This window comes from Erwinia sp. JH02, from assembly GCF_013074405.1.
Classification (GTDB): domain Bacteria; phylum Pseudomonadota; class Gammaproteobacteria; order Enterobacterales; family Enterobacteriaceae; genus Erwinia; species Erwinia rhapontici.
Genome location: NZ_JABANZ010000007.1, coordinates 173,329 through 198,842 on the forward strand (window position 1 = coordinate 173,329; position 25,514 = coordinate 198,842).

Annotated in this window: 25 protein-coding genes; 7 read left to right on the plus strand and 18 right to left on the minus strand. The window is 52.6% G+C overall.

The genetic code is table 11. The features are described from left to right. The first annotated feature begins 384 nt into the window (after nt 1-384). The gene (locus HHI26_RS18430; protein WP_133844395.1) at nt 385-1,449 is read left to right on the plus strand and encodes a LacI family DNA-binding transcriptional regulator; all 1,065 of its coding nucleotides are present in this window, start codon (nt 385-387) and stop codon (nt 1,447-1,449) included. Nucleotides 1,450-1,578: 129 nt separating this feature from the next. Here HHI26_RS18430 and gorA read toward each other — a convergent pair whose 3' ends face one another. From gorA to HHI26_RS18470, 8 genes are all read right to left on the minus strand, one after another. Next, the gene (gene gorA, locus HHI26_RS18435; protein WP_133844393.1) at nt 1,579-2,931 is read right to left on the minus strand and encodes a glutathione-disulfide reductase; all 1,353 of its coding nucleotides are present in this window, start codon (nt 2,929-2,931) and stop codon (nt 1,579-1,581) included. 332 nt (nt 2,932-3,263) lie between these two features. After that, nucleotides 3,264-3,725: a DUF943 family protein gene (locus HHI26_RS18440; protein ID WP_171149482.1), complete on the minus strand. Its 462-nt coding sequence runs from the start codon at nt 3,723-3,725 to the stop codon at nt 3,264-3,266. Beyond that, on the minus strand, nt 3,709-4,560 hold the full coding sequence (locus tag HHI26_RS18445; protein WP_171149483.1) for a YPO3983 family protein: 852 nt from the start codon (nt 4,558-4,560) through the stop codon (nt 3,709-3,711). Before HHI26_RS18445 ends, HHI26_RS18440 begins: the two co-directional genes overlap by 17 nt. Nucleotides 4,561-4,713: 153 nt before the next feature. Beyond that, nucleotides 4,714-5,178 carry a DUF943 family protein gene (locus HHI26_RS18450; RefSeq protein WP_171149484.1) on the minus strand — a complete coding sequence of 155 codons (465 nt, stop codon included), beginning with the start codon at nt 5,176-5,178 and terminating at the stop codon, nt 4,714-4,716. Then, complete coding sequence (locus HHI26_RS18455) at nt 5,162-6,010, minus strand: YPO3983 family protein (RefSeq protein ID WP_171149485.1); 849 nt, start codon at nt 6,008-6,010, stop codon at nt 5,162-5,164. Before HHI26_RS18455 ends, HHI26_RS18450 begins: the two co-directional genes overlap by 17 nt. Before the next feature lie 173 nt (nt 6,011-6,183). Continuing rightward, the gene (locus HHI26_RS18460; RefSeq protein WP_171149498.1) at nt 6,184-6,966 is read right to left on the minus strand and encodes a nucleotidyltransferase domain-containing protein; all 783 of its coding nucleotides are present in this window, start codon (nt 6,964-6,966) and stop codon (nt 6,184-6,186) included. A gap of 17 nt (nt 6,967-6,983) precedes the next feature. Next, nucleotides 6,984-8,201: an RtcB family protein gene (locus tag HHI26_RS18465; RefSeq protein ID WP_171149486.1), complete on the minus strand. Its 1,218-nt coding sequence runs from the start codon at nt 8,199-8,201 to the stop codon at nt 6,984-6,986. Between the two features lie 2 nt (nt 8,202-8,203). Beyond that, nucleotides 8,204-9,337, minus strand: coding sequence for a slipin family protein (locus tag HHI26_RS18470; RefSeq protein WP_133844380.1), 1,134 nt, complete (start codon nt 9,335-9,337; stop codon nt 8,204-8,206). A gap of 515 nt (nt 9,338-9,852) precedes the next feature. Here HHI26_RS18470 and rtcR point away from each other — a divergent pair. Beyond that, a complete protein-coding gene (gene rtcR, locus HHI26_RS18475; protein WP_133844378.1) occupies nt 9,853-11,436 on the plus strand; it encodes an RNA repair transcriptional activator RtcR in 1,584 nt (527 codons plus the stop codon). A gap of 94 nt (nt 11,437-11,530) precedes the next feature. On the opposite strand, the gene HHI26_RS18480 is transcribed toward rtcR, so the two are convergent. The 4 genes from HHI26_RS18480 to HHI26_RS18495 form a co-directional block, all read right to left on the minus strand. Beyond that, nucleotides 11,531-12,010: a DUF943 family protein gene (locus tag HHI26_RS18480; RefSeq protein ID WP_171149487.1), complete on the minus strand. Its 480-nt coding sequence runs from the start codon at nt 12,008-12,010 to the stop codon at nt 11,531-11,533. An 82-nt stretch (nt 12,011-12,092) separates the two neighbouring features. After that, complete coding sequence (locus HHI26_RS18485) at nt 12,093-12,560, minus strand: DUF943 family protein (protein ID WP_171149488.1); 468 nt, start codon at nt 12,558-12,560, stop codon at nt 12,093-12,095. Nucleotides 12,561-12,692: 132 nt separating this feature from the next. After that, entirely contained in the window at nt 12,693-13,172 is a 480-nt protein-coding gene (locus HHI26_RS18490; RefSeq protein ID WP_133844370.1) for a DUF943 family protein, read from the minus strand. Next, on the minus strand, nt 13,156-14,010 hold the full coding sequence (locus HHI26_RS18495) for a YPO3983 family protein (RefSeq protein WP_133844368.1): 855 nt from the start codon (nt 14,008-14,010) through the stop codon (nt 13,156-13,158). The genes HHI26_RS18490 and HHI26_RS18495 overlap by 17 nt, the downstream gene beginning before the upstream one ends. Nucleotides 14,011-14,231: 221 nt before the next feature. Here HHI26_RS18495 and rnz point away from each other — a divergent pair, with 221 nt between their 5' ends. Beyond that, nucleotides 14,232-15,146, plus strand: a complete 915-nt coding sequence (gene rnz, locus HHI26_RS18500; protein ID WP_167864233.1) for a ribonuclease Z — start codon at nt 14,232-14,234, stop codon at nt 15,144-15,146. A gap of 106 nt (nt 15,147-15,252) precedes the next feature. Here the strand turns inward: rnz and HHI26_RS18505 are convergent, their stop codons facing one another. Beyond that, the gene (locus HHI26_RS18505; protein WP_133844363.1) at nt 15,253-16,095 is read right to left on the minus strand and encodes a 23S rRNA (adenine(2030)-N(6))-methyltransferase RlmJ; all 843 of its coding nucleotides are present in this window, start codon (nt 16,093-16,095) and stop codon (nt 15,253-15,255) included. A gap of 94 nt (nt 16,096-16,189) precedes the next feature. Next, nucleotides 16,190-17,014, minus strand: coding sequence for a CPBP family intramembrane glutamic endopeptidase (locus HHI26_RS18510; RefSeq protein WP_133844360.1), 825 nt, complete (start codon nt 17,012-17,014; stop codon nt 16,190-16,192). Nucleotides 17,015-17,240: 226 nt separating this feature from the next. Here HHI26_RS18510 and prlC point away from each other — a divergent pair, with 226 nt between their 5' ends. Continuing rightward, entirely contained in the window at nt 17,241-19,283 is a 2,043-nt protein-coding gene (gene prlC / locus HHI26_RS18515) for an oligopeptidase A (RefSeq protein WP_133844358.1), read from the plus strand. Nucleotides 19,284-19,290: 7 nt separating this feature from the next. After that, nucleotides 19,291-20,079, plus strand: coding sequence for a 16S rRNA (guanine(1516)-N(2))-methyltransferase RsmJ (rsmJ, locus tag HHI26_RS18520; protein WP_133844356.1), 789 nt, complete (start codon nt 19,291-19,293; stop codon nt 20,077-20,079). Nucleotides 20,080-20,143: 64 nt separating this feature from the next. Here the strand turns inward: rsmJ and uspA are convergent, their stop codons facing one another. Then, the gene (uspA, locus tag HHI26_RS18525; RefSeq protein WP_133844354.1) at nt 20,144-20,581 is read right to left on the minus strand and encodes a universal stress protein UspA; all 438 of its coding nucleotides are present in this window, start codon (nt 20,579-20,581) and stop codon (nt 20,144-20,146) included. 312 nt (nt 20,582-20,893) lie between these two features. Here uspA and uspB point away from each other — a divergent pair, with 312 nt between their 5' ends. Further along, complete coding sequence (uspB, locus tag HHI26_RS18530; protein ID WP_133844352.1) at nt 20,894-21,229, plus strand: universal stress protein UspB; 336 nt, start codon at nt 20,894-20,896, stop codon at nt 21,227-21,229. Nucleotides 21,230-21,313: 84 nt separating this feature from the next. Here the strand turns inward: uspB and pitA are convergent, their stop codons facing one another. After that, on the minus strand, nt 21,314-22,813 hold the full coding sequence (gene pitA, locus HHI26_RS18535) for an inorganic phosphate transporter PitA (protein WP_133844350.1): 1,500 nt from the start codon (nt 22,811-22,813) through the stop codon (nt 21,314-21,316). Between the two features lie 242 nt (nt 22,814-23,055). Between pitA and HHI26_RS18540 the strand changes: the two genes are divergently transcribed. Further along, nucleotides 23,056-24,240, plus strand: coding sequence for an NAD(P)/FAD-dependent oxidoreductase (locus HHI26_RS18540; RefSeq protein WP_133844348.1), 1,185 nt, complete (start codon nt 23,056-23,058; stop codon nt 24,238-24,240). Nucleotides 24,241-24,279: 39 nt separating this feature from the next. Here the strand turns inward: HHI26_RS18540 and HHI26_RS18545 are convergent, their stop codons facing one another. Continuing rightward, entirely contained in the window at nt 24,280-24,510 is a 231-nt protein-coding gene (locus tag HHI26_RS18545) for a transcriptional regulator (protein ID WP_133844346.1), read from the minus strand. A gap of 478 nt (nt 24,511-24,988) precedes the next feature. Continuing rightward, the gene (locus HHI26_RS18550) at nt 24,989-25,453 is read right to left on the minus strand and encodes an OsmC family protein (RefSeq protein WP_171149489.1); all 465 of its coding nucleotides are present in this window, start codon (nt 25,451-25,453) and stop codon (nt 24,989-24,991) included. Nucleotides 25,454-25,514: the final 61 nt, after the last annotated feature.

Sequence of the window (25,514 nt, forward strand, 5' to 3'; positions counted from 1 at the left end):
AGTTGTTATGCGCTTGCACCACTTTCCTTTTGCACCGCGTTGCACCTTTCTGCCACGTACTGATAACATTTTTTTCAAAAGGCGGTTTTTCGCCAAATATTAACCACAGCAAAAGATGGGGTAATGCGGTTTTTAGTCATTTAAAAACAGTGGGTTATGGCAATAGTGTGAGCGGGGTCGGATTTTACCTGACTTTGCTACCGTTGGCAAAGGATGTTGCCAACGGTAGCAATAATAAACATCGATGTAACATGTTGATGATAAAGGGGGACGTAAAGGCGGGGGAAATCACACATCCGCCACCCCGTACTTTTGGGGGCGGCGAGATTACTCTATTCTGTTGGCAACAGGTTCAGCCACCGGAGTGCGGGCGTTTAACTCATCATGAAAAATACAGTGAAAGAAAAACAGACTCAGAAAGCGACGGCCAGTGATGTGGCAGAACTTGCCGGGGTTTCTAAATGGACCGTGCTGCGGGCGTTCAAAACGGATGCCTCAATCTCCCCGCTGGCACGGGAAGAAGTGCTGGCGGCGGCGAAAAAACTCGGCTTTCGGCCTAACCTGCTGGCACGCAGCCTGAAGCAGCGAAAAACCCATATTATTGGGGTGGTGGCCGATGAGTTTACCAATCCCCACACACTGAAAATGCTCAACGAGGTTACGCGTCAGTTGAATGAGCGCGGCTATATGGCACTGCTGCTGAATGTGGATTCTGACGCGAACTACCAGTCAGTGCTGCAAATGGCCGGGCAGTTGCAGGTTGATGCATTGCTGTTCCTGGCCACCATCTTCAGTGATGAACTGATTGTTGCCGTGGACGAGTTGCACCAGATCCCCAGTATTCACGTGTGCCGCAGTACCGACAGTGCCGATGTTGAAGTGGTGAGTGTGGACGGGTATGCCGCCGGCGCCGAGATCGGGCGTCTGCTGCTGTCGCAGGGTTATCACCGTTTTGGCTATATGAAAGGCCAGGAGACATCGTCGACCCACCTGCTGCGTATGGAGGGCTACGCCGCCAGTCTGGATGCCGCGAATAAAACGCTGGATAAAGTGCTGGTGGCGGGTCACTACGATCGGGAAATGGCCTATCAGACGATGATGACCTACCTGAAAAACACCTGGGCCTCTGAGCGCGTGGATGCGCTGTTCTGCGAAAATGATGTGCTGGCCTTTGGTGCGATGCAGGCGATCCGCGACTTCGGTCAGGGTGCACATATCGGGGTGGTGGGTTTTGATGACGTAGGAGAAGCCCGCTCTTCCATGTGGAACCTGACCACCTGGGCGCAGCGCTGCGACTTGCAGATTACCGAAGCGCTGAACCGCCTGCTCGACAACCGCGCGGATGAAGAGGGGGCCTGGCGCAAAGGTGAACTGAAGATCCGTCATTCACACCTCAGCCGCGAAGTGCATGGCGAAATGGCCCAGTGCGGCTGCGCCTGCCGCAGCTGATTGCCAGGGCTCTGTTCAGCATCCCTTCGGCTAGCGCGCGGAACGTCTCAACCCCCTTTGTGGGGATGAGGCGAAAAAAAACCATGACACAAGGTCATGGTTTTTTGTTGTACTTATCCGCTAAAGGGATCAGCGCATCGTCACAAACTCTTCCGAACCCGTTGGGTGGATCGCCACGGTATTGTCGAAGTCTTTCTTGGTCGCGCCCATTTTCAGTGCGACGGCAAAGCCCTGCAACATCTCGTCCATACCGTAACCGATGCCATGAATACCGACGATTTTCTCATCGGCGCCCACGCACACCAGCTTCATGCGGCACGGCTGGCGGTGCTGGGTCACAGCGGTGTACATGGCGGTGAATGAAGATTTGTACACTTTCACCTGGTCATCACCAAACTTCTCGCGTGCTTCTGGCTCGCTCAGGCCGACTGTGCCGATTGGCGGGTGGCTGAACACCACGGTTGGCACATTGCTGTAGTCCAGATGCTCGTCCGGCTTGTTGTTAAACAGGCGCTCGGACAGGCGACGACCTGCGGCAACCGCGACCGGCGTCAGCTCGACCGCGCCGGTGTTATCACCGACGGCGAAGATGCCTTTCACGTTGGTGTTCTGGTACTTATCAACGCTGATGTACCCTTTTTCGTTCAGCTTCACGCCGGTCACTTCAAGGTTCAGGTTGTCGGTCATTGGCTCACGACCAATCGCCCACACCAGGCAGTCAACCGTCTGCTCTTTGCCGTTTTCCAGCTGTAAGGTCAGGCTGCCGTCGGCGTTTTTCACCACGGCTTTAGGAACCGACTCGGTGTGCAGCGTCGGGCCTTCGGTGTTCATCACTTCCACCAGCGTGTCGACGATCAGCGGATCGAAGCTACGCAGCGGCGCATGTTTACGCACATACAGATGGGTTTCAGAACCCAGCGCGTTCAGCACACCAGCAATTTCGACGGCGATATAGCCTGCACCGACAACTGCAGTGCGTTTCGGCAGGGCCTGAAGCTCAAAGAAGCCATCGGAGTTAATGCCGTATTCTGCGCCCGGGATGGTTGGCTGGCTTGGGCGGCCGCCGGTGGCGATCAGAATATGATCAGCAGTGATCTTCTCGCCGTTGACTTCCACTGTGTGCGCATCAACGAAACGGGCATAACCTTTGATCACGTCAACGTTATTCTTGCCCAGCACGTTGTCGTAAGAGGTGTGAATACGGTCGATATAAGCGCTGCGATTTTTCAGCAGAACGTCCCAGTTGAACTGGTTAACGGTGGTATCGAAGCCGTAGTCCGGGCCGTAGTTATGGATAGCTTCGGCGATCTGTGCCGCATGCCACATCACTTTCTTTGGTACGCAGCCAACGTTCACGCAGGTGCCGCCGAGATCTTTCGCTTCGATTATCGCGCATTTCTGGCCATACATGGCCGCACGGTTGATGGAGGCGATACCGCCGCTGCCGCCGCCGATGGCAAGGTAGTCATAATGTCTGGTCATCGAGTCTTCCGGTTAAGTGAGAGTCTGTCCCACCAGGCTATTTTATTTGCCATTTTGAACCCGGGCAGTGCTCAGAATCCTCACGTACTCCGTGTACGCTCCGGTTCCTCCGCGCTTTCCGTGTCCAAATTGGCTGTAACAATAACGCCTGGTGGGACAGACTCTGAGTGAGTTAAATCAGCTGGCGTAGAGTGTAACGCCACAAGGGGAAAACCCCCAAAGATTGCGTCTATGATTGTGATAGGGAAGGCACAGAGCAAGCCCTGTGCCTGGGATGGCTTGGGGTAGCGCTGACTACATCAGCAGGTAGCTATTTTACGGGTGTTTTCTTTTTAATATTCATACTTCACAATCTCACCCTTTTTATTCATGCGATATATTCCATCGCGCACAGTGAATAATATGTCATTATTTCTACCCGTCTCAACGGAAAAAACCCGGTTTTTATCAATGCAGTTTTCTTTAGTTTTCATATCAATAAAGCATCGTCGGTCGTACTTACCTTTCTCTTTATATCCATCACCAAATAACCAGAAAACAATAGTAAAACTGCCATCACTATCTGAATTGGGTATTTTATATTTCGAATCCAGTGCTTCTTTGTTTTTCAACCACCAGTTTATTTTTCCACTATTAGTTAATGGGAAGTTTTTAACCAAAACTGAGCTGAACTCACCATCATTATGAATGGCGACTATCTCTACTGGACGAAGGGACAACCAAGTGCAGAGACCGAGGAGAACCGCACAAACACAGGAGGAAGCATAGAATGCTTTCTTATTTTTTACTTTCATTACGGTTTCCAGTAATTTCAATGTTTGCTTCCATATTGGTCATAAAAGGTTTAAATCCGAATTTATCGTAGCGCTGAAGAACGAACCATATACGGAAAAAAATAAAATCTTTGAATTTAGTGTTTAAAATATCAGCGTTATCGAGACCAAAGTGATCCTGCACTTTGTAATGCACTACAGCACGGTAGCTGTCGTTATCAATCTGTAGCGACTTTAGCGTAATCTGCGTTGCCCAAGTGTCGTGGACGGTAATTCCCATACCATTGAAGTTGTCCTTAAATCTGTCAAATTTAGGTAGTTTTCCATCAAGGATAGATTTGATCATTTTTTCCTTTTTATTGACTGGGTAACATTTATTTTCCCAATCTATATTTACACTAAATGCTTTTTTCAAGATTAAACGTGTACTGTTTTCCGGAGAATTATCATTCAAAATTTGCTCTTTCAACGCCGAATCCAAATGCATACTGGTAAATGCCGCACCGTTTCCGTTCTGCATATGCGTGATCATCTGAGCGATGACATGTCTGTAAGGGCCGTAAATAGAGAATATCCGGGATAAATCGCGGAACTCGTCAAACAAAATGCGGGCACACTCCTGACGGCTTATTTTTTCACTCGCGCCGTGTGAGCTACTGTACATTGATGGTGGTCGGTTAGACGTGGTGAATTTTGTCAGCGTGAAAGGGTTTACTCGCCCGGAGACATGAGCAAGGCGAAACCGTGTCTTTAACTGTTCCGCCGTCAGGTCACCGCATTGCATATCTTTGGCATGGTGATCGTCCATGCGGTTTTGCGTGGTGAACAGCGTGCAGGGTAAGGGGAGTGCGGCCATAATAAAACGCTCCTTGTATGATACCCGTTTCCAAAACGGTGTTGGGTATGTCGTCCTTGATGCTTGTCATCGGTGAAATAGTAAGCGGTAGTGGGGTGTTTTGTAAACAGAACGGCCTGCATCAGCAGGCGATTCAGCACGCTGAGATTTCATCTATTCGTATTTTCTTTTTACCATCTGACCGTTTTCTTTAAAATAATATATTCCACTGTCCATGCGAAAATACAGCCCTGTGTTTTTACTGTATTTTACCATCATCAGAGAATCTTTATCGATACAGTTTGTTTTTGTTTTCATATCCTCAAAGCAAAGCCGGTCATTACCATCTGTTACTTTGTACCCTTCACCAAAATTCCAGAATATTACAGTGAATGATTCATCGTCATCAGGTTTTGGAATGTTGTATTCTTCTTTTAATTTTGATTTGTTTTCCATCCACCAATCTATTCTTCCTTTTTCTGTGAGCGGAAAGGTTTTTACCAGAATGTCACTATAATTATTTTTTTTATGAACTGCGAAAATTTCCACTGGACGTAACGATAGCCAGGTAGTGTAACCAGCAATAATACAGCCAGAAAAGAGTAGTGCATGGACCGTTTTTTTACTTTTTTCTCTCATTACGACCTCCGGTAATCTCAACAGTGGCTTCCATATTGGTCATAAAAGGTTTAAATGAAAATTTATCGTAGCGTTGAAGTAAGAACCAGATGCGAAAAAACGGGAAATACTTGAATTTGACGTTTAATATATCATCATTGTCCAGGCCAAAGTGATCCTGAATTTTGTAATGTACCCGCGCACGATAGCGATCGTTATCAATCTGCAACGATTTTAGTGTGATGTGTGTTGCCCATGTGTCGTGGACGGTAATACCCATGCCGTTAAAATTATCCTGAAGCCTGTCAAATTTTGGCAACTTTACTCTGGATATTGCGTCTCGCAGTTCGCCCTTCTGTTCTGATGGGTAATATTTCTTTTCCCAATCTATCTTTGAGCTAATGGTTTCTTTTAAAATAAGGTATGTACTGTTTTTAGAGTTATCATTCAATACTTGCTCTTTCAATGCCGAATCCAAATGCATACTGGTAAATGCCGCACCGTTGCCGTTCTGCATATGCGTGATCATCTGACCGATCAGATGTCTGTAAGGACCGTAAATAGAGAATGTACGGGATAAATCGCGGAACTCATCAAACAAAATGCGGGCACATTCCTGACGGCTGATTTTTTCACTCGCGCCGTGTGAGCTACTGTACATTGATGGCGGTCGGTTAGACGTAGTGAATTTTGTCAGCGTGAAAGGGTTTACTCGCCCGGAGACATGAGCAAGGTGAAACCGTGTTTTTAACTGTTCTTGGCTTAAATCGCCACATTGCATATCTTTGGCACTGTAGTCGTCCATACGGTTTTGCGTAGTGAACAGCGTGCAGGGTAAGGGGAGTGCGGCCATAATAAAACGCTCCTTGTGTGATACCCGTTTCCAAATGATTTTGGGTATATCGTCCTTGATGCTTGTCATCGGTGAAATAATAAGCGGTAGTGGGGTGTTGTGTAAACACAGCGGGCGTCCATAAAAGGTCGCAGGGTGGGGGTGGCACAGAGCGAACCCTGTGCCTGTTTGCATTACGGTGTCAGCACGGTCTGCATCAGCAAATGGTTTAGCGCGCTGGGATCACGTCGGGTAGCATCGGAGAGCGGCGGGCGTTCCTGCTGCGCCAGCTGTTGTTCAATAAAGGCATGGATGCGTTCACGGCGCGGGCCGTGTTCAGCTTCGCCCGCCTGGCGTTTACGCTCCAGCAATGCCTCGATCTCCGCACGCAGCAGCGGGTCACTGACCGTACCCGCCATCAATCGATCAAAACGCATCGGCGGAACGCCTTTTCCGGCCTCAATCCACTGCACGGCCAGCAGCGGGCGCAGCACGTAAAAGTACTTTTTCAGCCGCACCTGTTCGCCCTGCAGATACCCGCGAAAGTTCTTCTTGGCCATGGACAGATAGTGATAGCGCGCCCGCAGATCGCTGAAGAAATCCGGCACCAGCCCACGTAACGCCTGTACCGTTTCAGGGTGCTGGCGATAGATGACGGGTGAATCCAGCCACTCCATCAGCGTCGGGTTGGCGGCTTTCAGCAGCCCCAGTGTTTTACGCAGCTCCCAGCCGCAGACATCCAGCTCGCTGTCGATCGGCAGTTCGATAACATCCCGCGGTGGCTCGATGCGCAGATACCACTCGGGCTGATGCACGTAAATAAAGCGCACATCGTAATCACTGTCGGGGGAGGAAAATCCCCAGCCCCGGCTGCCAGACTCGCAGGCATACAGCACGCGCACGTGGTGGCGGGCTTCGATCGCTTCTAACGCTGCCAGCACACGTTCACGCATAGCCGGGCTGATCGTTTCTTCCATTTTCATCAGGTTGCTCCTTATCCTTTAACACACACGACCTGGCGCAGCGTATGCACAATTTCTACCAGTGATGACTGTGCGGCCATTACGGCATCGATATCTTTATACGCCATCGGGATCTCATCGATGACGTTGCTGTCTTTGCGGCACTCAACGTGGGCGGTGGCGCGCTGCTGGTCGGCCACCGTGAAGCGGTTTTTCGCTTCGGTGCGGCTCATGACCCGCCCGGCACCGTGGCTGCATGAACAGAAACTCTCTTCATTGCCCAGCCCGCGTACGATAAAACTTTTTGCTCCCATCGATCCGGGAATAATCCCCATCTCGCCTTTACGAGCTGACACCGCGCCTTTACGGGTCACCAGGATGTCTTCACCAAAGTGCTGTTCACGCTGCACATAATTGTGGTGGCAATTCACCGCCTGCTCTTCGGCGATAAACGGCGTCGACAGTGCCAGGGCCAGTGCCGTCAGCGTCTGCTGCATCATCACCTGGCGGTTGTGACGCGCAAACTCCTGCGCCCATTCCACCGCCTCAATGTAGTCGGCAAAGTGCTGGCTTCCTTCGCTGAAGTAAGCCAGATCGCGGTCCGGCAGATTCGCGATGTGCTGCTGCATATCTTCCCTGGCGAGGGTGATAAACAGGTTACCGATGGCATTGCCGACGCCGCGTGAACCGCTGTGCAGCATCACCCAGACCCGCTGTGCTTCATCCAGGCACAGCTCAATAAAGTGGTTCCCGGTGCCCAGCGTACCAAGGTGGTGGTAATGGTTGGTTTTCAGCAGCGCCGGGTATTTATCGGTAATGCGTTTAAAGCCCGCGTCCAGTACCTGCCAGTGGATATCCACGGCATGCGGTGGCGTATTCCATGCCCCCCGGTCATTACGTGAACGTCCACTGCTGCGACCATGCGGCACCGCACGTTCAATGGCACTGCGGATGCCGAACAGATTATCCGGCAGATCGCTGGCCATTAGCGACGTACGCACTGCCATCATCCCGCAGCCAATATCCACGCCAACCGCCGCCGGGATAATCGCCCCTTTGGTTGGGATCACGCTGCCGATGGTCGAGCCTTTACCGACGTGCACATCCGGCATTACGGCCAGATGGCGGTAGATAAATGGCATCCGTGCCGTATTCAGCAGCTGTTGCTGCGCTTTGGGATCGACGGGGACGCCCTCGGTCCACATTTTTATCATTGCCGCGCCTGGCGCGGTCAGTTGTTGAATACTCATTGTCAGTTTCCTTTGATCTGTACCAGTCCGTTCAGCACCTGGTCCAGGCCGCCGAACACGGAGATTTTATCGATGCGCTCTGCCACCCTTTCCAGGGTTTCCAGCTCTTTCAGACGCAGTGCTACCGGGTTGTTCTCCATCACTTTGGCGGTGTTCAGCAGCGAGCGCGTGGCGGCGGTCTCTTCACGCCGACGGATCACGTTAGCCTGCGCAGATTTTTCCGCTTCCACCAGTCGGGAGAGGATGGTCTTCATCTCTCCCGGCAGGATGATGTCTTTGACACCCACGGATATCACCTCCATCCCCCAGGCGGCGACATTCTGGCGGATCTGCGTACTGACCAGTTCGTCAATCACCTGCTTGTTTTCCAGCAGCTCATCCAGGCTGCGTGTTCCCACCGCTTCCCGCAGCGCAAACTGTAACTCACGGTAGAGGTATTCCAGCGGTTTGGTCAGTTGCCCCCAGGCACTCATCACATCGCTGTAACGCCAGTTGGCAGCAAGGTTAATGCGTAAGCTGACTTTATCGCGCGTCAGGATCTCCTGGCCGCTGACTTCCAGCGCCTGCACGCGGGTATCCACCACGTCGACCTCAACCTGATGATTAAAGCGCCAGTAGCCGCGAGTACCAGGTGGCAGCAGCGCCTGCGCCATACCATCCACTTTCAGGATCCCCACATGCCAGGCGGGCACCAGCGCCAGCAGTACCCCGGCGTGACCGGCCACCACGTGCTGGCGCAGTTGGGGTTGCATCAGGCTGGCAACAATGGAGGTCGGGATCGCCACGTCATCGGTGGGCAGCAGATCGACGCGCTGCTCGCTGCCGTTCAGCCACCACAGGCGGCGTGTACCCGGCGGCAGGAGTTCTACCAGCAGGTCATTTTTATAGTGCAGCCCGACGCAGGTTTCAGGCACCGCGACGGTCTGGCAAAACTCGCTCACCCACTGCGGATGGTGCTGCTGCAGGTAGTCCGCCAGCGTGTTATCCAGCGGTTGATTCAGCTCAAAGGTGGCCACCTTGAGCTGACGTCGCCAGTCGCGGAAACGATATTCCCCGGCTGGCAGAATCTGTTGGTATTCGTCGTTCTTTACCAGCAACGCGATATGGCCTTTCCGTATTTTGATGTTGTTAAACATATTATCTCCTTCATTAAGGGTGCACCGCAGAGCACGGGCAGCAGCGTGAAGTCAGGGGGAGCATCTGAGCGGCACCCGAAACTGGCGGTGGCGCGGAGGTGATGCCCCAGACCCGACGCGTTTGCCGGTGCTCCGGGTGGGCTGCTGACTGCACAGCCTGGGTACTGCTAATAGTCTCTTTGGAGAGAGGTGCGAAATCGGGAGTCGAACCCGTTCTGGCCCTGTACCCTTCGCTCAATGTCTTCATGCTGGCAGAACGCCTGCGGGAAAACGGTCATCCGTTCCCGGTGCGCTGGCGGGGTTCGTAACCCGTGCAATTCCAGCATGTTGACGGGGTAACTGTCATGTTGACGGGGTAACTATTGCCAGAAGCGTGCCAGGTGAAGAAATATCGCGAATAAAATTATAATATATTGATTATTAATGGATTTATATTTTCAGGAACAAAAGGTATTGCTGGCAGGGGAACACTGAATTTATCCTGTGGGATAAATATTGCGATAAAGGGATAGGGTATGAAGCGCAGAGTCGTGATCGGTATGCTGGGGACCACCCTGGACAAGCGTGGCAAACGGGAAAACCGCTGGAACAAATGGCGGCCCACGCTGGGGCTGTGTATGCAGCCCGATTTGCCCATCGATCGCCTTGAACTGCTGCATCAGCCTGACCGTCAGACGATGGCGCAGCAGATGGCTGAAGATGTGGCGCTGGTCTCAACGGACACCGAAGTGCGGCTGAATCAGATCACCCTCAATGACCCCTGGGACTTCGAAGAGGTGTATACCACGCTGCTCGATTTTTCCCGCCATTATCCTTTTGATACTGAGAACGAAGAGTATCTGGTGCATATCACCACCGGAACGCATGTGGTTCAGATCTGCTGGTTCCTGCTGACCGAGGCGCGTTACCTGCCAGCCAGTCTGCTACAGACCGCGCCCGCCCCGCGTGAACAGGAGAGCGGAAAAACCGAGGGTGTTTATACGCTAATCGACCTCGATCTCAGCCGTTATGCCACGCTGACCAGCCGCTTTATGCGCGAACGTCAGGAGTCGGTGTCGTTGCTGAAAGGCGGGATCTCCACGCGTAATGCGACCTTTAACAACCTGATCGACCAGATTGAGCGTGTGGCGCTGCGCTCGGATGCGCCGCTGTTGCTGACCGGGCCGACAGGAGCAGGAAAATCGTTTCTGGCAGAACGGATTTATCAGCTGCGTCAGTCGCGCCATCGGGTCAGCGGACGGCTGGTCGCTGTGAACTGCGCAACGTTACGCGGCGATAACGCCATGTCTACGCTGTTTGGTCATGTGAAAGGGGCCTTTACCGGGGCATTGCAGGCACGTAACGGGCTGCTGCGTGAAGCGGACGGCGGGATGCTTTTCCTCGATGAAATTGCCGAACTGGGGCTGGATGAGCAGGCAATGTTACTGAAAGCCATCGAAGAGAAACGCTTTCTGCCGTTCGGCGCGGATAAAGAGGTGAGCAGTGATTTTCAGCTGATTGCCGGGACGCATCGCGATATGCGCCAGTGGGTGGCGGAAGGGCGCTTTCGTGAGGATCTCTACGCCCGCATCAATATGTGGAGCTTTACCCTACCAGGACTGGCGGCGCGGCGGGAAGATATTGAACCTAACCTGGAATTTGAACTGTTGCGTTTTGCCAGCAGTGCGCAGTCGCAGGTGCGTTTTGAGCCGCAGGCTCGTCAGCGTTATCTGCAATTTGCCTGCGCGCCTGCTGCCGTGTGGCGCGGGAACTTCCGCGAACTGAGTGCCTCGGTGACGCGCATGGCAACGCTGGCGGACAATGGGCGCATTGAGCTGCCGCAGGTGGAAGAGGAGATTGCCCGCTTACGCGCCAGCTGGCAGCTCGAACCTGCCGTTGTTTTACCGGAAACGCTGGATTTGTTTGACCACAGCCAGCTGGAAACGGTTTTGAAGGTTTGCCGTGAGTCATCTTCCCTGTCCGAGGCCGGACGCACGCTGTTTGCCGTTTCGCGCCAGCAGAAGAAGCAGCCTAATGACGCCGACCGGCTACGCAAGTATCTGGCGCGCTTTGCCTTAGACTGGGAAAGCGTGAAGTCCGGCGGAGTGCCGGAGCGATAACGGCAAGCGAGTGAAGGTGGCAGCCCCGGCGCGTTATATTGCGGGGCTGTGCCGATCGTTTTACGATGCGCTTCAGTGAATTCGGCGGGTAAATTCACCACACTTCATAGTGATCAACATATTTCACGACTTCGCCATTTTTTTGCAAACGATAAGTGCCATCATAGGCCTCAAACATGGTTCCCATATTCCTACTGTTGTCGACTGAGAAAACGATGTCCTTTTCTATGCAATTTTTCTTTGTTTTCATATCCTCAAAGCATAATCTGTCGTACTTTCCCTCTTCTTTATAACCATCTCCAAATAACCAGAAAGTAAGGTAAAATGTGCCATCTGGGTCAGGATTAGGTATGTTATATTTACCCTTCAGTATCTCCTTATTTTTCAGCCACCATGCTATTTTACCTCTATCTGTAAAAGGAAAATTTTTTACTATTACAGAATTAAAATGACTGCCTCTGTTATGAATGGCGATAATTTCTACAGGGCGCATCGACAGCCAGTAAAGGTAACCCATTAACAGGCCACTCACAAAGAGAAGTGTATAAAATGCCATCTTAGTTTTTGCTTTCATTACGGAATATCATAATTTTAGTCGTGGTTGTCATAAACAATCCTTGTCTATTTATAACGTTTTATGAGTGACGATCTTGACGTTAGTGATATACGTGTTTCACGATCTCGCCATTTTTTTGCAAACGATAAGTGCCATCATAGGCTTTGAACATGGTTCCCATGTTTTTACTGTTTTTGACAGAAAATACAGGATCCTTTTCGATGCAGTTCACATTCGTTTTCATATCAGCAAAGCAGAGTCGGTCATATTTCCCCTCTTCTTTGTAACCGTCTCCGAATAGCCAGACGGTAAGAGAAAATGAGCCGTCTGGTTCCGGATTAGGCACGTTGTATTTTTCCTTTAGCATGGCCTTATTTTTCAGCCACCAGTGAATTTTACCTTTATCAGTAAAGGGGAAGTTTTTGACAAGAACATCGCTGTAACCACTTCTTCCATGATGAACGGCAACGATTTCTACAGGGCGATGCGAATACCAGAGGAAACAACCGTGCAGAATACCGCCCGCCAGTAGTAGTGTGTAGGCGGTTTTTTTAATATTTATTTTCATTACGGGCTCCCGTAATGTGGGTTGACTTCATAAACGCTCCTTGTTTAATCGTTAAGGATGATGAAAATTACCACACAGGCTCGGCCTGTGCGGACCGTTTAATGTTGTTTTTTACTGAGTGTGAGGGAGGATTCACCAGGCCTCAGAATGAGAAATGTATTTCACGATCTCGCCATTGTTTTTCAAACGATAAGTGCCATCGTAGGCCTCGAACATGGTTCCCATGTTTTTACTGTAACTAACCGTGAATACTATGTCCTTTTCAATACAGTTTTTTTTCGTTTTCATATCTTCAAAGCAAAGTCTGTCGTACTTACCCACCTCTTTATAACCGTCACCGAACAGCCAAACATTAAGATAAAATGAACCATCTGGATTTGGATTAGGCACGTTGTATTTTTCTTTTAGCATCTCTTTATTTTTTAGCCACCACGCTATTCTACCTCTATCGGTAAATGGAAAGTTTCTGACAAGAATATCACTAAAACTACTGCTTCTATGATGAGCTGCAACAATTTCTACAGGGCGCATCGACAGCCAGTAAAGGTAAACGAGTAGCAGGCCACTCACAAAGAGAAGCGTATAAAATGCCATCTTAGTTTTTAATTTCATTGCGGCGTCCTACTATATCAACAGTGGCTTCCATGTTCGTCATAAAGGGTTTAAAACCAAATTTGTTGTAGCGCTGGAGTACAAACCAGAGGCGGAAAAAATGGAACTGTTTGAATTTAGATTTAGAAATATCCAGAGTATCCAGGCCGAAGTGGTCCTGCACTTTGTAATGCAACACCGCATGGTAACGCTCGTTATCTATCTGCAGGGATTTGAGCGTGATCTGCGTTGCCCAGGTATCATGAACGGTGATGCTCATGCCATTAAAAATATCCTGGGTTCGGTCAAATTTGGGTAATTTCCCCCCAGCTATAGCTTCTATCAGCTCCCCTTTCGCTTCTGAAGGGTAATTTTTTTCCTCCCAGTTTATTTTATCTTCTAGAACTTTTTCTATTCTCAATCGTGTGCTGTTTTTTGTTGTGTCACGCAAAATCTGTTCTTTCAGCGCCGCATCCAAAATCATACTGGTAAATGCTGCACCGTTGGCGTTTTGCATATGGGTGATCATGTTGCCAATCAGGTGTCTGTAAGGGCCGTAAATTGAAAACGTATGGGACAATGAGCGGAATTCATCAAACATAATACGGGCGCATTCACTACGGGAAATTGTCTCGCCATCGGTCTCACGACGGGAACCAGCAAACATCGACTGTGGCCGATTGAAGGCGGTAATCTTCTTCAGCGCGTAAGGGTCGACCCGTTCAGATACTGTTGTCAGAAGAAAATTTTTCTTTAACTGCTCCTGGGTTAAATCACCATACTGCATATCCGGGGCGTTATAGTCGTCCATCCGTTTTTGCGTCTTGAACAGAGTGCAGGGCCATTGCAGTGCGGTCATATGAAAACTCTCCTTGTGTTAAACCCGTCATCAATGATTAAGGGTTAAATCTTCCGTTATGATTTTTTTCGCTGAAATAATAAGCGGTGTCGGAGTGGATGTCAGCACCGTTGGTGGAAATGGATATTTTGCGACGACACCAGTCTCGGTACATTTTGCGTTAAACTGGGCGTGTGAAGTGAGGTGGATCGCTGGACCCTAACGGAAGGAGTGAGTTGATTATGCAATTGCAGTTTTTAGGCACCGGCGCCGGAACGCCAAGCCGTGAACGTAACGTCACCAGCATCGCGCTGGATTTGCAGGGCGTGCGTAATGCCACCTGGCTGTTTGACTGCGGCGAAGGGACGCAACATCAGATCCTGCGCACCCCGATCAAACCGGGCAAGATCGAGAAGATCTTTATCACCCACCTGCACGGCGATCATATTTTTGGCCTGCCGGGGCTGCTGACCAGTCGATCGATGAACGGCTCCACCGATCCGATGACAATTTATGGCCCCTCAGGGCTCAAAACCTTTGTCGACACCGCGATCAGCCTCAGCGGCTCGTGGCTGACCTTCCCGCTGGAGATTGTCGAGATAACGGCGGGTGAAGTGTGCCGTGATGAACATTTCCTCGTCACGGCATACCCGATGACCCACCCGGTTGAGTGCTATGGTTACCGCATTGATGAACATGATAAACCCGGCGCGCTGGATGCGGCGAAGCTGGCGGCAGACGGCGTGCCTGCCGGGCCGTATTTTTACGACCTGAAGCACGGACGCAGCGTCACGCTGGCTGATGGCAGAGTGATTAATGGCTGGGATTATGTCGGCGAGAAGATAAAAGGGCGCAGCCTGGCCATCTTTGGCGATACCGCTCCGACAGCGGCAGCCACGGTGCTGGCAGCGGGCGTCGACCTGATGGTGCATGAGGCAACGCTTGAAGTGGCGATGGAAGAGAAAGCTAACAGTCGCGGGCATTCCACCACGGCGCAGGCAGCAGCAGTGGCGCAGGAGAGTGGGGCGAAACGGCTGATTGTGACGCATCTCAGCTCTCGCTATCTGCGGGCTGACTGTGAACGGCTGCTGGAGGAGTGTCGGGCGGTATTTCCGCACACCGAGATGGCGCACGATTTCGCGGTGTTTACATTATAAACCCGGGCGAGTTGTGCCTCATAAACCTGGGCGAGGCATGCCCCGCCCCTACAGGGTAGGGCGGGTTTTGTTGGGGTCGGGCATGCCCGACCCGCAGGCCACAACGTTATTCCGGCACAATCCAGCTGACTTTGGAGTAACCGGTGCCCGATGGCACCAGCACTTTTTCCAGCCACGGCAGCACGTTTTTCATCTGCTGCTCCAGCTTCCACGGTGGGTTAATCACAATCATCCCGGAGGCGGTCATGCCAAAGCGGTCACTGTCCGGGCGAACGCCCAGCTCAATTTGCAGAATACGGCGAATGCCGGTGGCCTGCAGCTCGTTGAACATACGCTTGATTTGCTGGCGCAGCACCACCGGATACCACAGGGCAAACACGCCCGTACCGAAGCGTTTGTACCCTTCCTGAATACCCTGCACCACGGCCTGGTAATCGCTTTTCATTTCGTACGGCGGGTCGATGAGGATCAGACCCCGGCGTGACGGCGGTGGCAGCTTGGACTTCAGCTGCTGGTAGCCGTCGGCGCGGGCGAGACGTGCACGATCGTCCTTCTGGAATTCACTGCGCAGCATCGGGAAGTCGCTGGAGTGCAGTTCAGTCAGCTGTAACTGGTCGTACTCACGCAGCAGATGGCGGGCAATCAGCGGAGAGCCCGGGTAGTAACGCAGCTTGCCACCGGGATTGTAGTTCTTCACCACGCTGATATAAGGCGCCAGCTCTTCCGGCAGATCATCCTGCTGCCAGATACGTGCAATGCCTTCCAGATACTCTCCGGTACGTTCCGCATGCTCACCGCTTAACAGGTAGCGCCCGGCACCCGCATGGGTATCGAGATAGAGGTAGGGTTTTTCCTTCTCATTCATCGAGCTGATAATCAGGCTCTGCACGGTGTGTTTGAGAACGTCGGCATGGTTGCCGGCATGGAAGCTGTGGCGATAACTGAGCATGTATTGGGATAATCCGGATGGTAAAAACAAGCGTGCCGCCAGTGGGCGGCACAGGTTGCGGTCATTATAGCGAAAACGGCTTAAAAAAGCGCGTTCAGGTCGGAATGTGCTGCCAGAACGGATAGGTAAACAGCAGCAGGTGCAGCATATTAAAGGAGAAATGCACCAGTGTCGCCACCCACAAACGTCCGCTCCACAGCCAGGCAAGGCCGTAGATCACACCGGCCATCGTGGCAAACAGCACCAGCAGCAGTCCGCCGGAAAAATGGGCCAGACCAAACAACAGTGCTGCAATCAGCAGCGCCCGTTTGTCACCCAGTAGCTGGCTTAAACGCTGCTGGATATAGCCGCGAAATAGCGCTTCTTCTGCCAGACAGACAAAAAACAGATTGGCCAGCATAAACGATCCCAGCCACGAAGGCAGATGGGGTTCCACCTTCAGGCCGCCAGCAAAGGTCGCCAACAGCAATAGCAAAGGCATCGACATTAGCAGAACCAGCCACCAGAGCACGTTAGCCGGGGGCTTTGCCGGGCGCTTCAACAGCGTGGGCAGGCAGGCCAGTAACAGAAACGGGATAAGCGCTTTATCAAGGTTGTAGTAAAAGGTAAAGGGCGCACTCTGTGGCCCGGCCTGTTCACCAGAAACAATGATGAGATTATTCACTCCAGGGATCATGTGCAGCATCAGCGCCACTGCGCTGAAAACCAGGATAATTTCACCGGGTAGCGCGAAAGCGTGAGGTTGTTTCTGAACCGCGCAGTACACCGCGACAACACCCATCACCGTCAGTGCGATAATGCCGGGCGGCAGCAGCGTCTGATCCAGCACAGCCAGGACGAGGGCGATCGTCAGTAATATCAGTGAACTGCGCAGATAAAAGGGTAAAAAAAGTAACGAGGCCGCCAGCGTATACCACATAAATAAACTCCCTGTTTGTAACGGAGTAATACGATGTATGAAAGCGGGGGGAGTATGCAATGCTCACCTGAGTGTGGCAATGCGTAAAATGCGGTGAAAAGGGTGGGTAGCACGGGGGGAAAGCCGTTGCCGACACGCTGACCCATTGATTTTCACTACACTTACCCTCATGTTAAAGAAATCGTGCGTGAAAACGCGCCCCATACAACGATTAAAGGACTGCGCTATGACCAATCCGTTACTCTCTTCTTTTACGCTTCCCCCTTTCTCCGCCATTAAACCTGAACATGTGGTCCCCGCTGTGACCCAGGCGCTGGATGACTGCCGTGCGGCGGTAGAACGCGTGGTGGCCCAGGGGGCACCGTACAGTTGGGATAACCTTGAGCAGCCGCTGGCCGAAGTGGGCGATCGCCTGAGCCGCCTGTTCTCGCCGGTCAGCCATCTGAACTCGGTAAAAAACAGCCCTGAACTGCGCCAGGCGTATGAGCAGGCGCTGCCGCTGTTGTCAGAATACAGCACCTGGATGGGGCAGCACGAAGGTCTGTACCAGGCCTATCGTGACCTGAAAGAGGGCGACAACTTCGCGGCTCTGGATATTGCGCAGAAGAAAGCTATCGATAACGCGCTGCGTGATTTCGAGCTGTCTGGTATTGGTCTGTCGAAAGAGAAGCAGCAGCGTTACGGTGAAATCGCCGCGCGTTTGTCAGAGCTGGGTTCGACCTACAGCAACAACGTGCTCGATGCCACAATGGGCTGGAGCAAGCTGATTACCGATGAAAAAGAGCTCTCCGGGATGCCGGAAAGTGCCCTGGCCGCAGCGAAAGCACAGGCGGAAGCCAAAGAGCAGGACGGCTGGTTGCTGACGCTGGATATTCCAAGTTATCTGCCCGTCATGACCTACTGCGACAACCAGGCGCTGCGCGAAGAGATTTACCGTGCTTACTCCACTCGCGCCTCTGATCAGGGGCCAAATGCCGGGAAGTGGGACAACAGCGATGTGATGGCGGAAGAGCTGGCACTGCGCCATGAACTGGCTCAACTGCTGGGTTTTGCATCCTATGCTGAGAAGTCGCTGGCGACCAAAATGGCCGAAAACCCGGCACAGGTAATTGATTTCCTGAACGGGCTGGCAACACGCGCCCGTCCGCAGGCTGAGCAGGAAGTCGCTCAGCTGCGTGCCTTCGCGAAGAAAGAGCACGGTGTTGAGGATCTGGAGCCCTGGGATCTGACGTACTACGGCGAAAAGCAGAAACAACATCTGTACACCATCAGTGATGAGCAACTGCGTCCGTACTTCCCGGCCCAACGTGCGCTGGATGGTCTGTTTGAAGTGGTGAAACGCATTTATGGCATCACCGCCAGCGAACGCCACGATGTGGATGTTTACCACCCTGATGTGCGTTTCTTCGATTTGTTCGATGAAAGCGGTGAGCTGCGCGGCAGCTTCTACCTTGACCTGTATGCGCGTGAACATAAACGCGGTGGGGCGTGGATGGATGACTGCGTGGGACAGATGCGTAAAGCCGATGGCACGCTGCAAAAACCCGTGGCCTATCTGACCTGTAACTTCAATCGTCCGGTTAGCGGCAAACCTGCACTGTTCACCCACAATGAAGTCACCACGCTGTTCCATGAGTTCGGTCACGGCCTGCATCATATGCTGACACGCATTGAAACCCCAGGCGTGTCCGGCATCAGCGGTGTGCCGTGGGATGCCGTCGAACTGCCAAGCCAGTTTATGGAAAACTGGTGCTGGGAGCCGGAAGCGCTGGCGTTTATCTCCGGTCATTTCGAAACCGGTGAACCGTTACCTCAGGATCTGCTGGAGAAAATGCTGGCGGCCAAAAACTATCAGGCAGCGCTGTTTATCCTGCGTCAGCTGGAGTTCGGCCTGTTCGATTTCCGCCTGCATGCCGAGTTCGACCCGGCGAAAGGTGCCCGTATTCTTGATATTCTGAAAGAGATCAAAGCGCAGGTCGCCGTGGTGCCTGGCCCATCGTGGGGCCGCTTCCCGCATGCGTTCAGCCATATCTTTGCCGGTGGCTATGCCGCAGGTTACTACAGCTACCTGTGGGCCGATGTGCTGGCGGCAGATGCCTACTCCCGCTTTGAAGAAGAGGGGATTTTTAACCGGGAAACCGGGCAGTCGTTCCTCGACAATATCCTGACGCGGGGCGGATCGGAGGAGCCGATGGAGCTGTTCCGTCGCTTCCGTGGTCGTGAGCCACAGCTGGATGCGATGCTGAAACACTACGGTATCAAAGGGTAAGTCATCAGTGAACATCTGTTTGTTAGATGAAACGGGCGCCGGAAACGGCGCCTTATCTGTTTTAGCTGCCCGCTGGCAACTGGTGCATGATGAAAACGCGCTGATGGCGCTGGTGCTGACCCCGGAACATCTGGAGCTGCGTAAGCGCGATGAGCCGAAGCTGGGCGGCATCTTTGTTGATTTCGTCTCCGGGGCGATGCTGCACCGGCGTAAGTTCGGCGGTGGCCGCGGTGAGGCTGTGGCGAAAGCCGTCGGTATCAAAAGTGGCTATCTGCCGGATGTGGTGGATGCGACCGCCGGGCTGGGACGGGATGCCTTTGTACTGGCATCGATTGGCTGTCGGGTGCGGATGCTGGAACGTAACCCGGTCGTCGCCGCGCTGCTCGATGACGGTTTACGTCGTGGCTATGCCGATACGGAGATTGGTTCCTGGCTGCGTGAGCGTCTGACGCTGCTGCATGCTTCCAGTCTCAATGCACTGACGGATATCAGCCCGCCGCCTGATGTGGTGTACCTCGATCCGATGTACCCGCATAAGCAAAAAAGCGCGCTGGTGAAGAAAGAGATGCGTGTTTTCCAGTCGCTGGTGGGCCCGGATGAAGATGCCGACGGGCTGCTGCTGCCCGCGCGCCAGCTGGCCAAAAAACGCGTTGTGGTGAAACGGCCTGATTATGCGCCGCCCATCGCCGATGTTGCCACACCGAATGCGGTCACCACCAAGAGCCACCGTTTTGATATTTATTCACCCGTAAATGCCCCACGGGACCACCGGGAAGAAGGGGCGTCCCTGACATAATGGGGCTGATCTTCTTTTTTGGCGTAGCGGCTGACCTTCTTTTTCGGTCAGCCCGCCCGGCACATTAATCTTCGTCTTCGTCGCGCAGCGGTACGATCAGCATATCGATATGCACGGTGTTGATCAGCTGGCGTGCGGAAGACATCAGCTTGCTCCAGAAATCCTGGTGGTGCCCGCAAACCACTAAGTCCACCTGATACTGCTTAATGGCATCGACCAGCACCTGGCCGAGGTCACCGCTACCGCTTAACGTTTCCGCAATCGGATAGCCCGCGCTGTTGGACAAATCCGTCAGTGCAGTGTGCGTCTCTTCAGAAATACGTTTTTGCATATCCCCAAGGTTGACGTCAATCAGGCCGGTGTAGAGGTCTGAATAGTTCACATCAACGTGGATCAGGGACACCTTCGCATCGTAAGGTCGTGCCATCGAAACCGCTTTGTCGACCAGCAGTTTACTTTCCGGCGAGAGATCGACGGCAATCAGAATATGTTTATAGGCCATTTGAATACTCCTTTTCACGTAAGTGTTGAGAGTGAGTATAGCGAAAAATGTTACCGGGTGTTGTGGCATGCGGCGGCGTTTGCGAGGGCGATCAACATGAATTTTTGTCCCTTTGCTGGTGGACGCAGTAAACATCGCTGGAAAAAATTTAAACATATCTCCTACACTGATAATTGACGGCAGCAAAAGCGTTATGTGGCGTCAATCGGCATGCAGCAATCATCTTAATAATAAGGTTGGCGAAACCATCGTGGGGCGTATCCGGCTTTGCCCGGGTTATGCATTTCCGTGATGAGTGGCCGGGAGGGGATCATGATCAGCACCATTGCGCTTTTCTGGGCTCTTTGTGTCGTTTGTTTGGTGAATATGGCGCGCTATTTCTCTTCACTGCGGGCGCTGTTAGTGGTGCTGCGTGGATGCGATCCGTTGCTGTATCAGTATGTAGATGGCGCTGGATTCTTTACGTCTCATGGGCAGCCGAGTAAACAGGTGCGGCTGATCGGGTATATCTGGGCACAGCGTTATCTTGATCATCACGATGATGAATTTATCCGACGCTGCGAGCGCGTTCGTGGGCAGTTTTTATTAACCAGTTCACTCTGTGGGTTGGTGTTTATCAGTCTTATTGGGCTGGCCATCTGGCATTAAAAAAGGCGCCCCTGATAAGGGGGCGCCTTCTGGATGAATCATGAGTTCTATCGGGCGGACCTTTTTCGGTCCACCCGCTGCGCATCAAATCAGCTTCAGTGCCAGCCAGTACAGGCTACCGGAAAGGACAATCGAGACCGGCAGGGTGAAGACCCACGCCAGCAGGATGTTCTTAATGGTGCGCCCCTGCACGCCGCCGCCGTCAACCAGCATCGTACCGGCAACGGAAGAGGAGAGGACGTGGGTGGTTGAAACCGGCATCCCGGTATAACTTGCCACACCGATTGAGACGGCTGCCGTCATCTGAGCAGACATTCCCTGTGCGTAAGTCATGCCTTTTTTACCGATTTTCTCACCGATAGTGGTGGCAACACGACGCCAGCCAACCATGGTACCCAGTGACAGCGCCAACGCGACGGCCAGGATAATCCACACCGGAGCATACTCAATGGTGTTGAGCAGGTCGCCCTTCAGCTTGTTGAGGAAGCGTTTGTCGTCAGGCTTGGTTTCCGGCAGCTTGGCGGCTTTCTCTGCGGTGTCTGAGATACACATCAGCAGGCGACGCAGCTGTCCGCGCTGTTCCACGCTTAACGCATCATAGCTGGAGAGGTTGTTCAGCAGACCCTGAGCACGCTGGATGGCAGGCAAAGCACGCGCCGCATCACAATGGAACTCATGAGGACCTGTTGGCACCTCTTCCGGCGTTGGCAACGCAGGCGGTGACATCTCGATGATATGCTTCAGCGAGGTGGCATGCTGCTGGTAATACTGTTCCAGATGGTTGACCGCATCGCGGGTGCGAGTGATGTCATAACCGCTGGAATTCATATTGACCACAAAGCCTGCCGGTGCAACGCCAATCAGTACCAGCATAATCAGGCCGATACCTTTCTGGCCGTCGTTTGCGCCGTGCGAATAGCTGACGCCAATCGCCGAGACAATCAACGCGATACGGGTCCAGAACGGTGGCTTTTTCTTGCCATCGATCTTTTCACGCTCGGCTGGAGTCATATGAATCCGCTGACGTTTTTTATTCCCGCTCCAGAAGCGGCGCAGGATAAACACCAATCCACCGGCAATCACTAAGCCGACAATCGGTGAAATAATCAACGACATAAAGATACCGATCATTTTGGGAATGTTCAGCGCATCCACCACCGAGGTGCCAGTCAGCAACGCGTTGGTCAGGCCGATACCAATGATGGCACCAATCAGAGTATGAGAGCTGGAAGCCGGTAACCCGAAGTACCAGGTGCCGAGATTCCATATAATAGCGGCAAGCAACATGGAAAAGACCATGGCCAGCCCGTGAGCCGATCCCACATTCAATAGCAGATCGGTGGGTAGCAGATGGACGATAGCGTAAGCCACGCTTAAGCCGCCCAACAGTACACCAAAGAAGTTGAACACCCCTGCCATGACAACCGCTAACTGCGAGCGCATTGCACGGGTATAGATCACGGTAGCGACTGCATTGGCCGTGTCATGGAAGCCATTGATTGCTTCGTAGATCAAGACAAACAACAGAGCGAGTACCAGTAACAGGCCGGTATGAAAATCAAGACCAGCAAACAGATGTAGCATAAGCGTTACGCCATTTTGGAGGACATGAACGCGGCGCATTATCAGCGACAAACCGCACCCGGGGAAAGGGAAATATAGACTTTTTTTGACAGTAACGTGTCAATGTGATGACAGTTACGGGTGAAAAGACTAAAAAATCATAAAGTTACAAAATGTTTCAACCCCGATTGGGGCCTGAAGCTGGTATCCCCGCCCCCAACTCACTACAATCAGCGTTTTTGAGAGTCGGCGCGGAGTGTGTGGTGGAAAAGTTTGACGTTATCGTAGTAGGCGCAGGCGCAGCGGGTCTGTTTTGTGCAGCCCAGGCGGGGCAAAAAGGGCTGCGGGTGCTGCTGATTGATAATGGCAAAAAAGCCGGGCGTAAAATCCTGATGTCGGGCGGCGGACGCTGTAATTTCACCAACCTTTACACCGAACCTGCGGCTTACCTGTCGCATAACCCGCATTTTTGTAAATCTGCGCTGGCGCGTTATACCCAGTGGGATTTTATCGATCTTATTAACCGTCACGGTATTGCCTGGCATGAGAAAACCCTGGGCCAGTTGTTCTGTGACGACTCTGCCCAGCAGGTGGTTGACCTGCTGCTGAAAGAGTGTGAGAACGGGCAGGTCACATTACGCTTGCGCAGTGAGGTGGTGTCCGTCACGCGTGACGACAGCGGCTACACGCTGCAACTGAACGGCACAGAGGTACAGGCAGAGAAACTGGTGATCGCCAGTGGTGGATTGTCGATGCCGGGGCTGGGTGCGTCGCCGTTCGGCTATAAAATGGCTGAACAGTTTGGCCTGAAGGTGTTTCCCACCCGCGCCGGGCTGGTGCCGTTTACCCTGCATAAACCACTGCTGGAACAGCTTCAGACACTATCCGGCGTCTCGGTGCCATCGGTACTCACCGCCGAAGACGGCACGGTATTTAAAGAAGCGCTGCTGTTTACCCATCGTGGCCTGTCTGGCCCGGCGGTCCTGCAACTCTCCAGCTACTGGCTACCGGGTGAATTTGTCACCGTTAACCTTTCCCCAGGCCAGGATATTGACGCGTTTATTAATGATGAGCGTAACAGTCATCCTAATCAGAGCCTGAAAAACACCCTGGCAAAACTGCTGCCGAAACGTCTGGTTGAGTGCCTGCAACTGCTGGGGACCGTACCGGAGTGCACGCTGAAGCAGCTGAACAGCCGTCAGCAGGCCGATCTGGCGACTGCGCTGCACCAGTGGCGCGTGCAGCCTAACGGAACCGAGGGCTACCGCACCGCCGAAGTCACGCTGGGCGGCGTCGATACCACCCAGCTGTCATCGAAAACGATGGAGGCGCGTGATGTTCCAGGGCTCTATTTTATCGGTGAAGTGGTGGATGTGACCGGCTGGCTGGGAGGCTATAACTTCCAGTGGGCGTGGAGTTCCGCATGGGCATGTGCGCAGGCGCTGTGAGTGAGTATGACGTCATCATCCTGCGCATTGCTGTCTTATTTACTGCGCTGTCAGAGTGAAATTCGGATGGCGGCCTGCCAGCAGCAACAGGAACTCATATTCAACCTGACTGAGTAGCGCCGGCTTACTGGCGGCCTCTTTCGTTTGCCAGACACGCAGGCTGAGGTTAAAGCGCTCGGCTGCGCCTTCCTGAGAAAGACCGGCGGCGAGGCGAAGTTCACGCACGTTAGTCATGACTGGCACGGGGCGCTGTGATGTGCGGGTTGGCATAGGCGTTTCTCATTATTGTACGGGGCCACCAGGGTGGCCGGGATTAAACGAAAGCAGCCTTTATCTGAAGAACGACATCACGGTGTCAGTCGGCTACAAGCTGAAATCAGAATGTCTAAATGTGGCTGGCATGCTGACAAAACCACGTATCTGTAAGAGTTTTCCCTGGTGTTGCAGGTATTAAAAATCCCCGGTGTTGCATCTTTTTTATAATCAATCGTAGAACTTTAAGTAGCGCGCTATTTAATCGCGCATTATGTTTCTGATTTCATTGTGGCACTGTTTAGAAAAAAGAGAAGGGAATTTTGATTAAATGTATGCATCGTCAAAGTAGCGGAAATTTATCAAAAACGAGGGCACAAAATGCCAGGCCGCGCCGTGCATAGCCTGGAAGGGGAAGTGAATCTTTAATCGTTTTTTCCTTTCTGACTGATAGGGCACACAACGCTTAGGTGGCCCTGTTTTTTTCAGCTCAATACTAATACTGCACAATCGTTGGTTCGCACTGCACCGGGAAGTTCAGCGAGTTGGCAATATAGCAAAGCGAATGGGCCCGGTGATGCAGCATGCGCGCCAGCTCCGGGTCGCCTGAGGAAATGCTCACCTGCGGTTTTAGCACAATGTGGGTAAAGCAGCCTGTCTTGCCTTCCACCATTGTTCCCTCCGCGTCATCCCGGTAAGCCTGGACAATAATTCCGGCTTCAGCGCACAGGTGCAGATACCATAATTTATGGCAGGCCGAAGCCGAAGCAACCAGCAGATCCTCAGGGTTCCATCGTGTGGCATCGCCCAGAAATGCCGGATCGGATGAGCCTGCAATCGGTGCTTTCTCGCCCGCACTCATCTGGTAGTCGCGGTCGTATGCCTTGTAGGATGCGGTGCCCTGTCCTTTATTCCCTGTCCATTCAACCGAAACCTGATAGTGATGTTCACGTTGTGCCATGTTGCTTGCTCCTGAGGGAAATGCGGATAACCGCGCACGTTGATTGTGCAAGTAAAGCAGA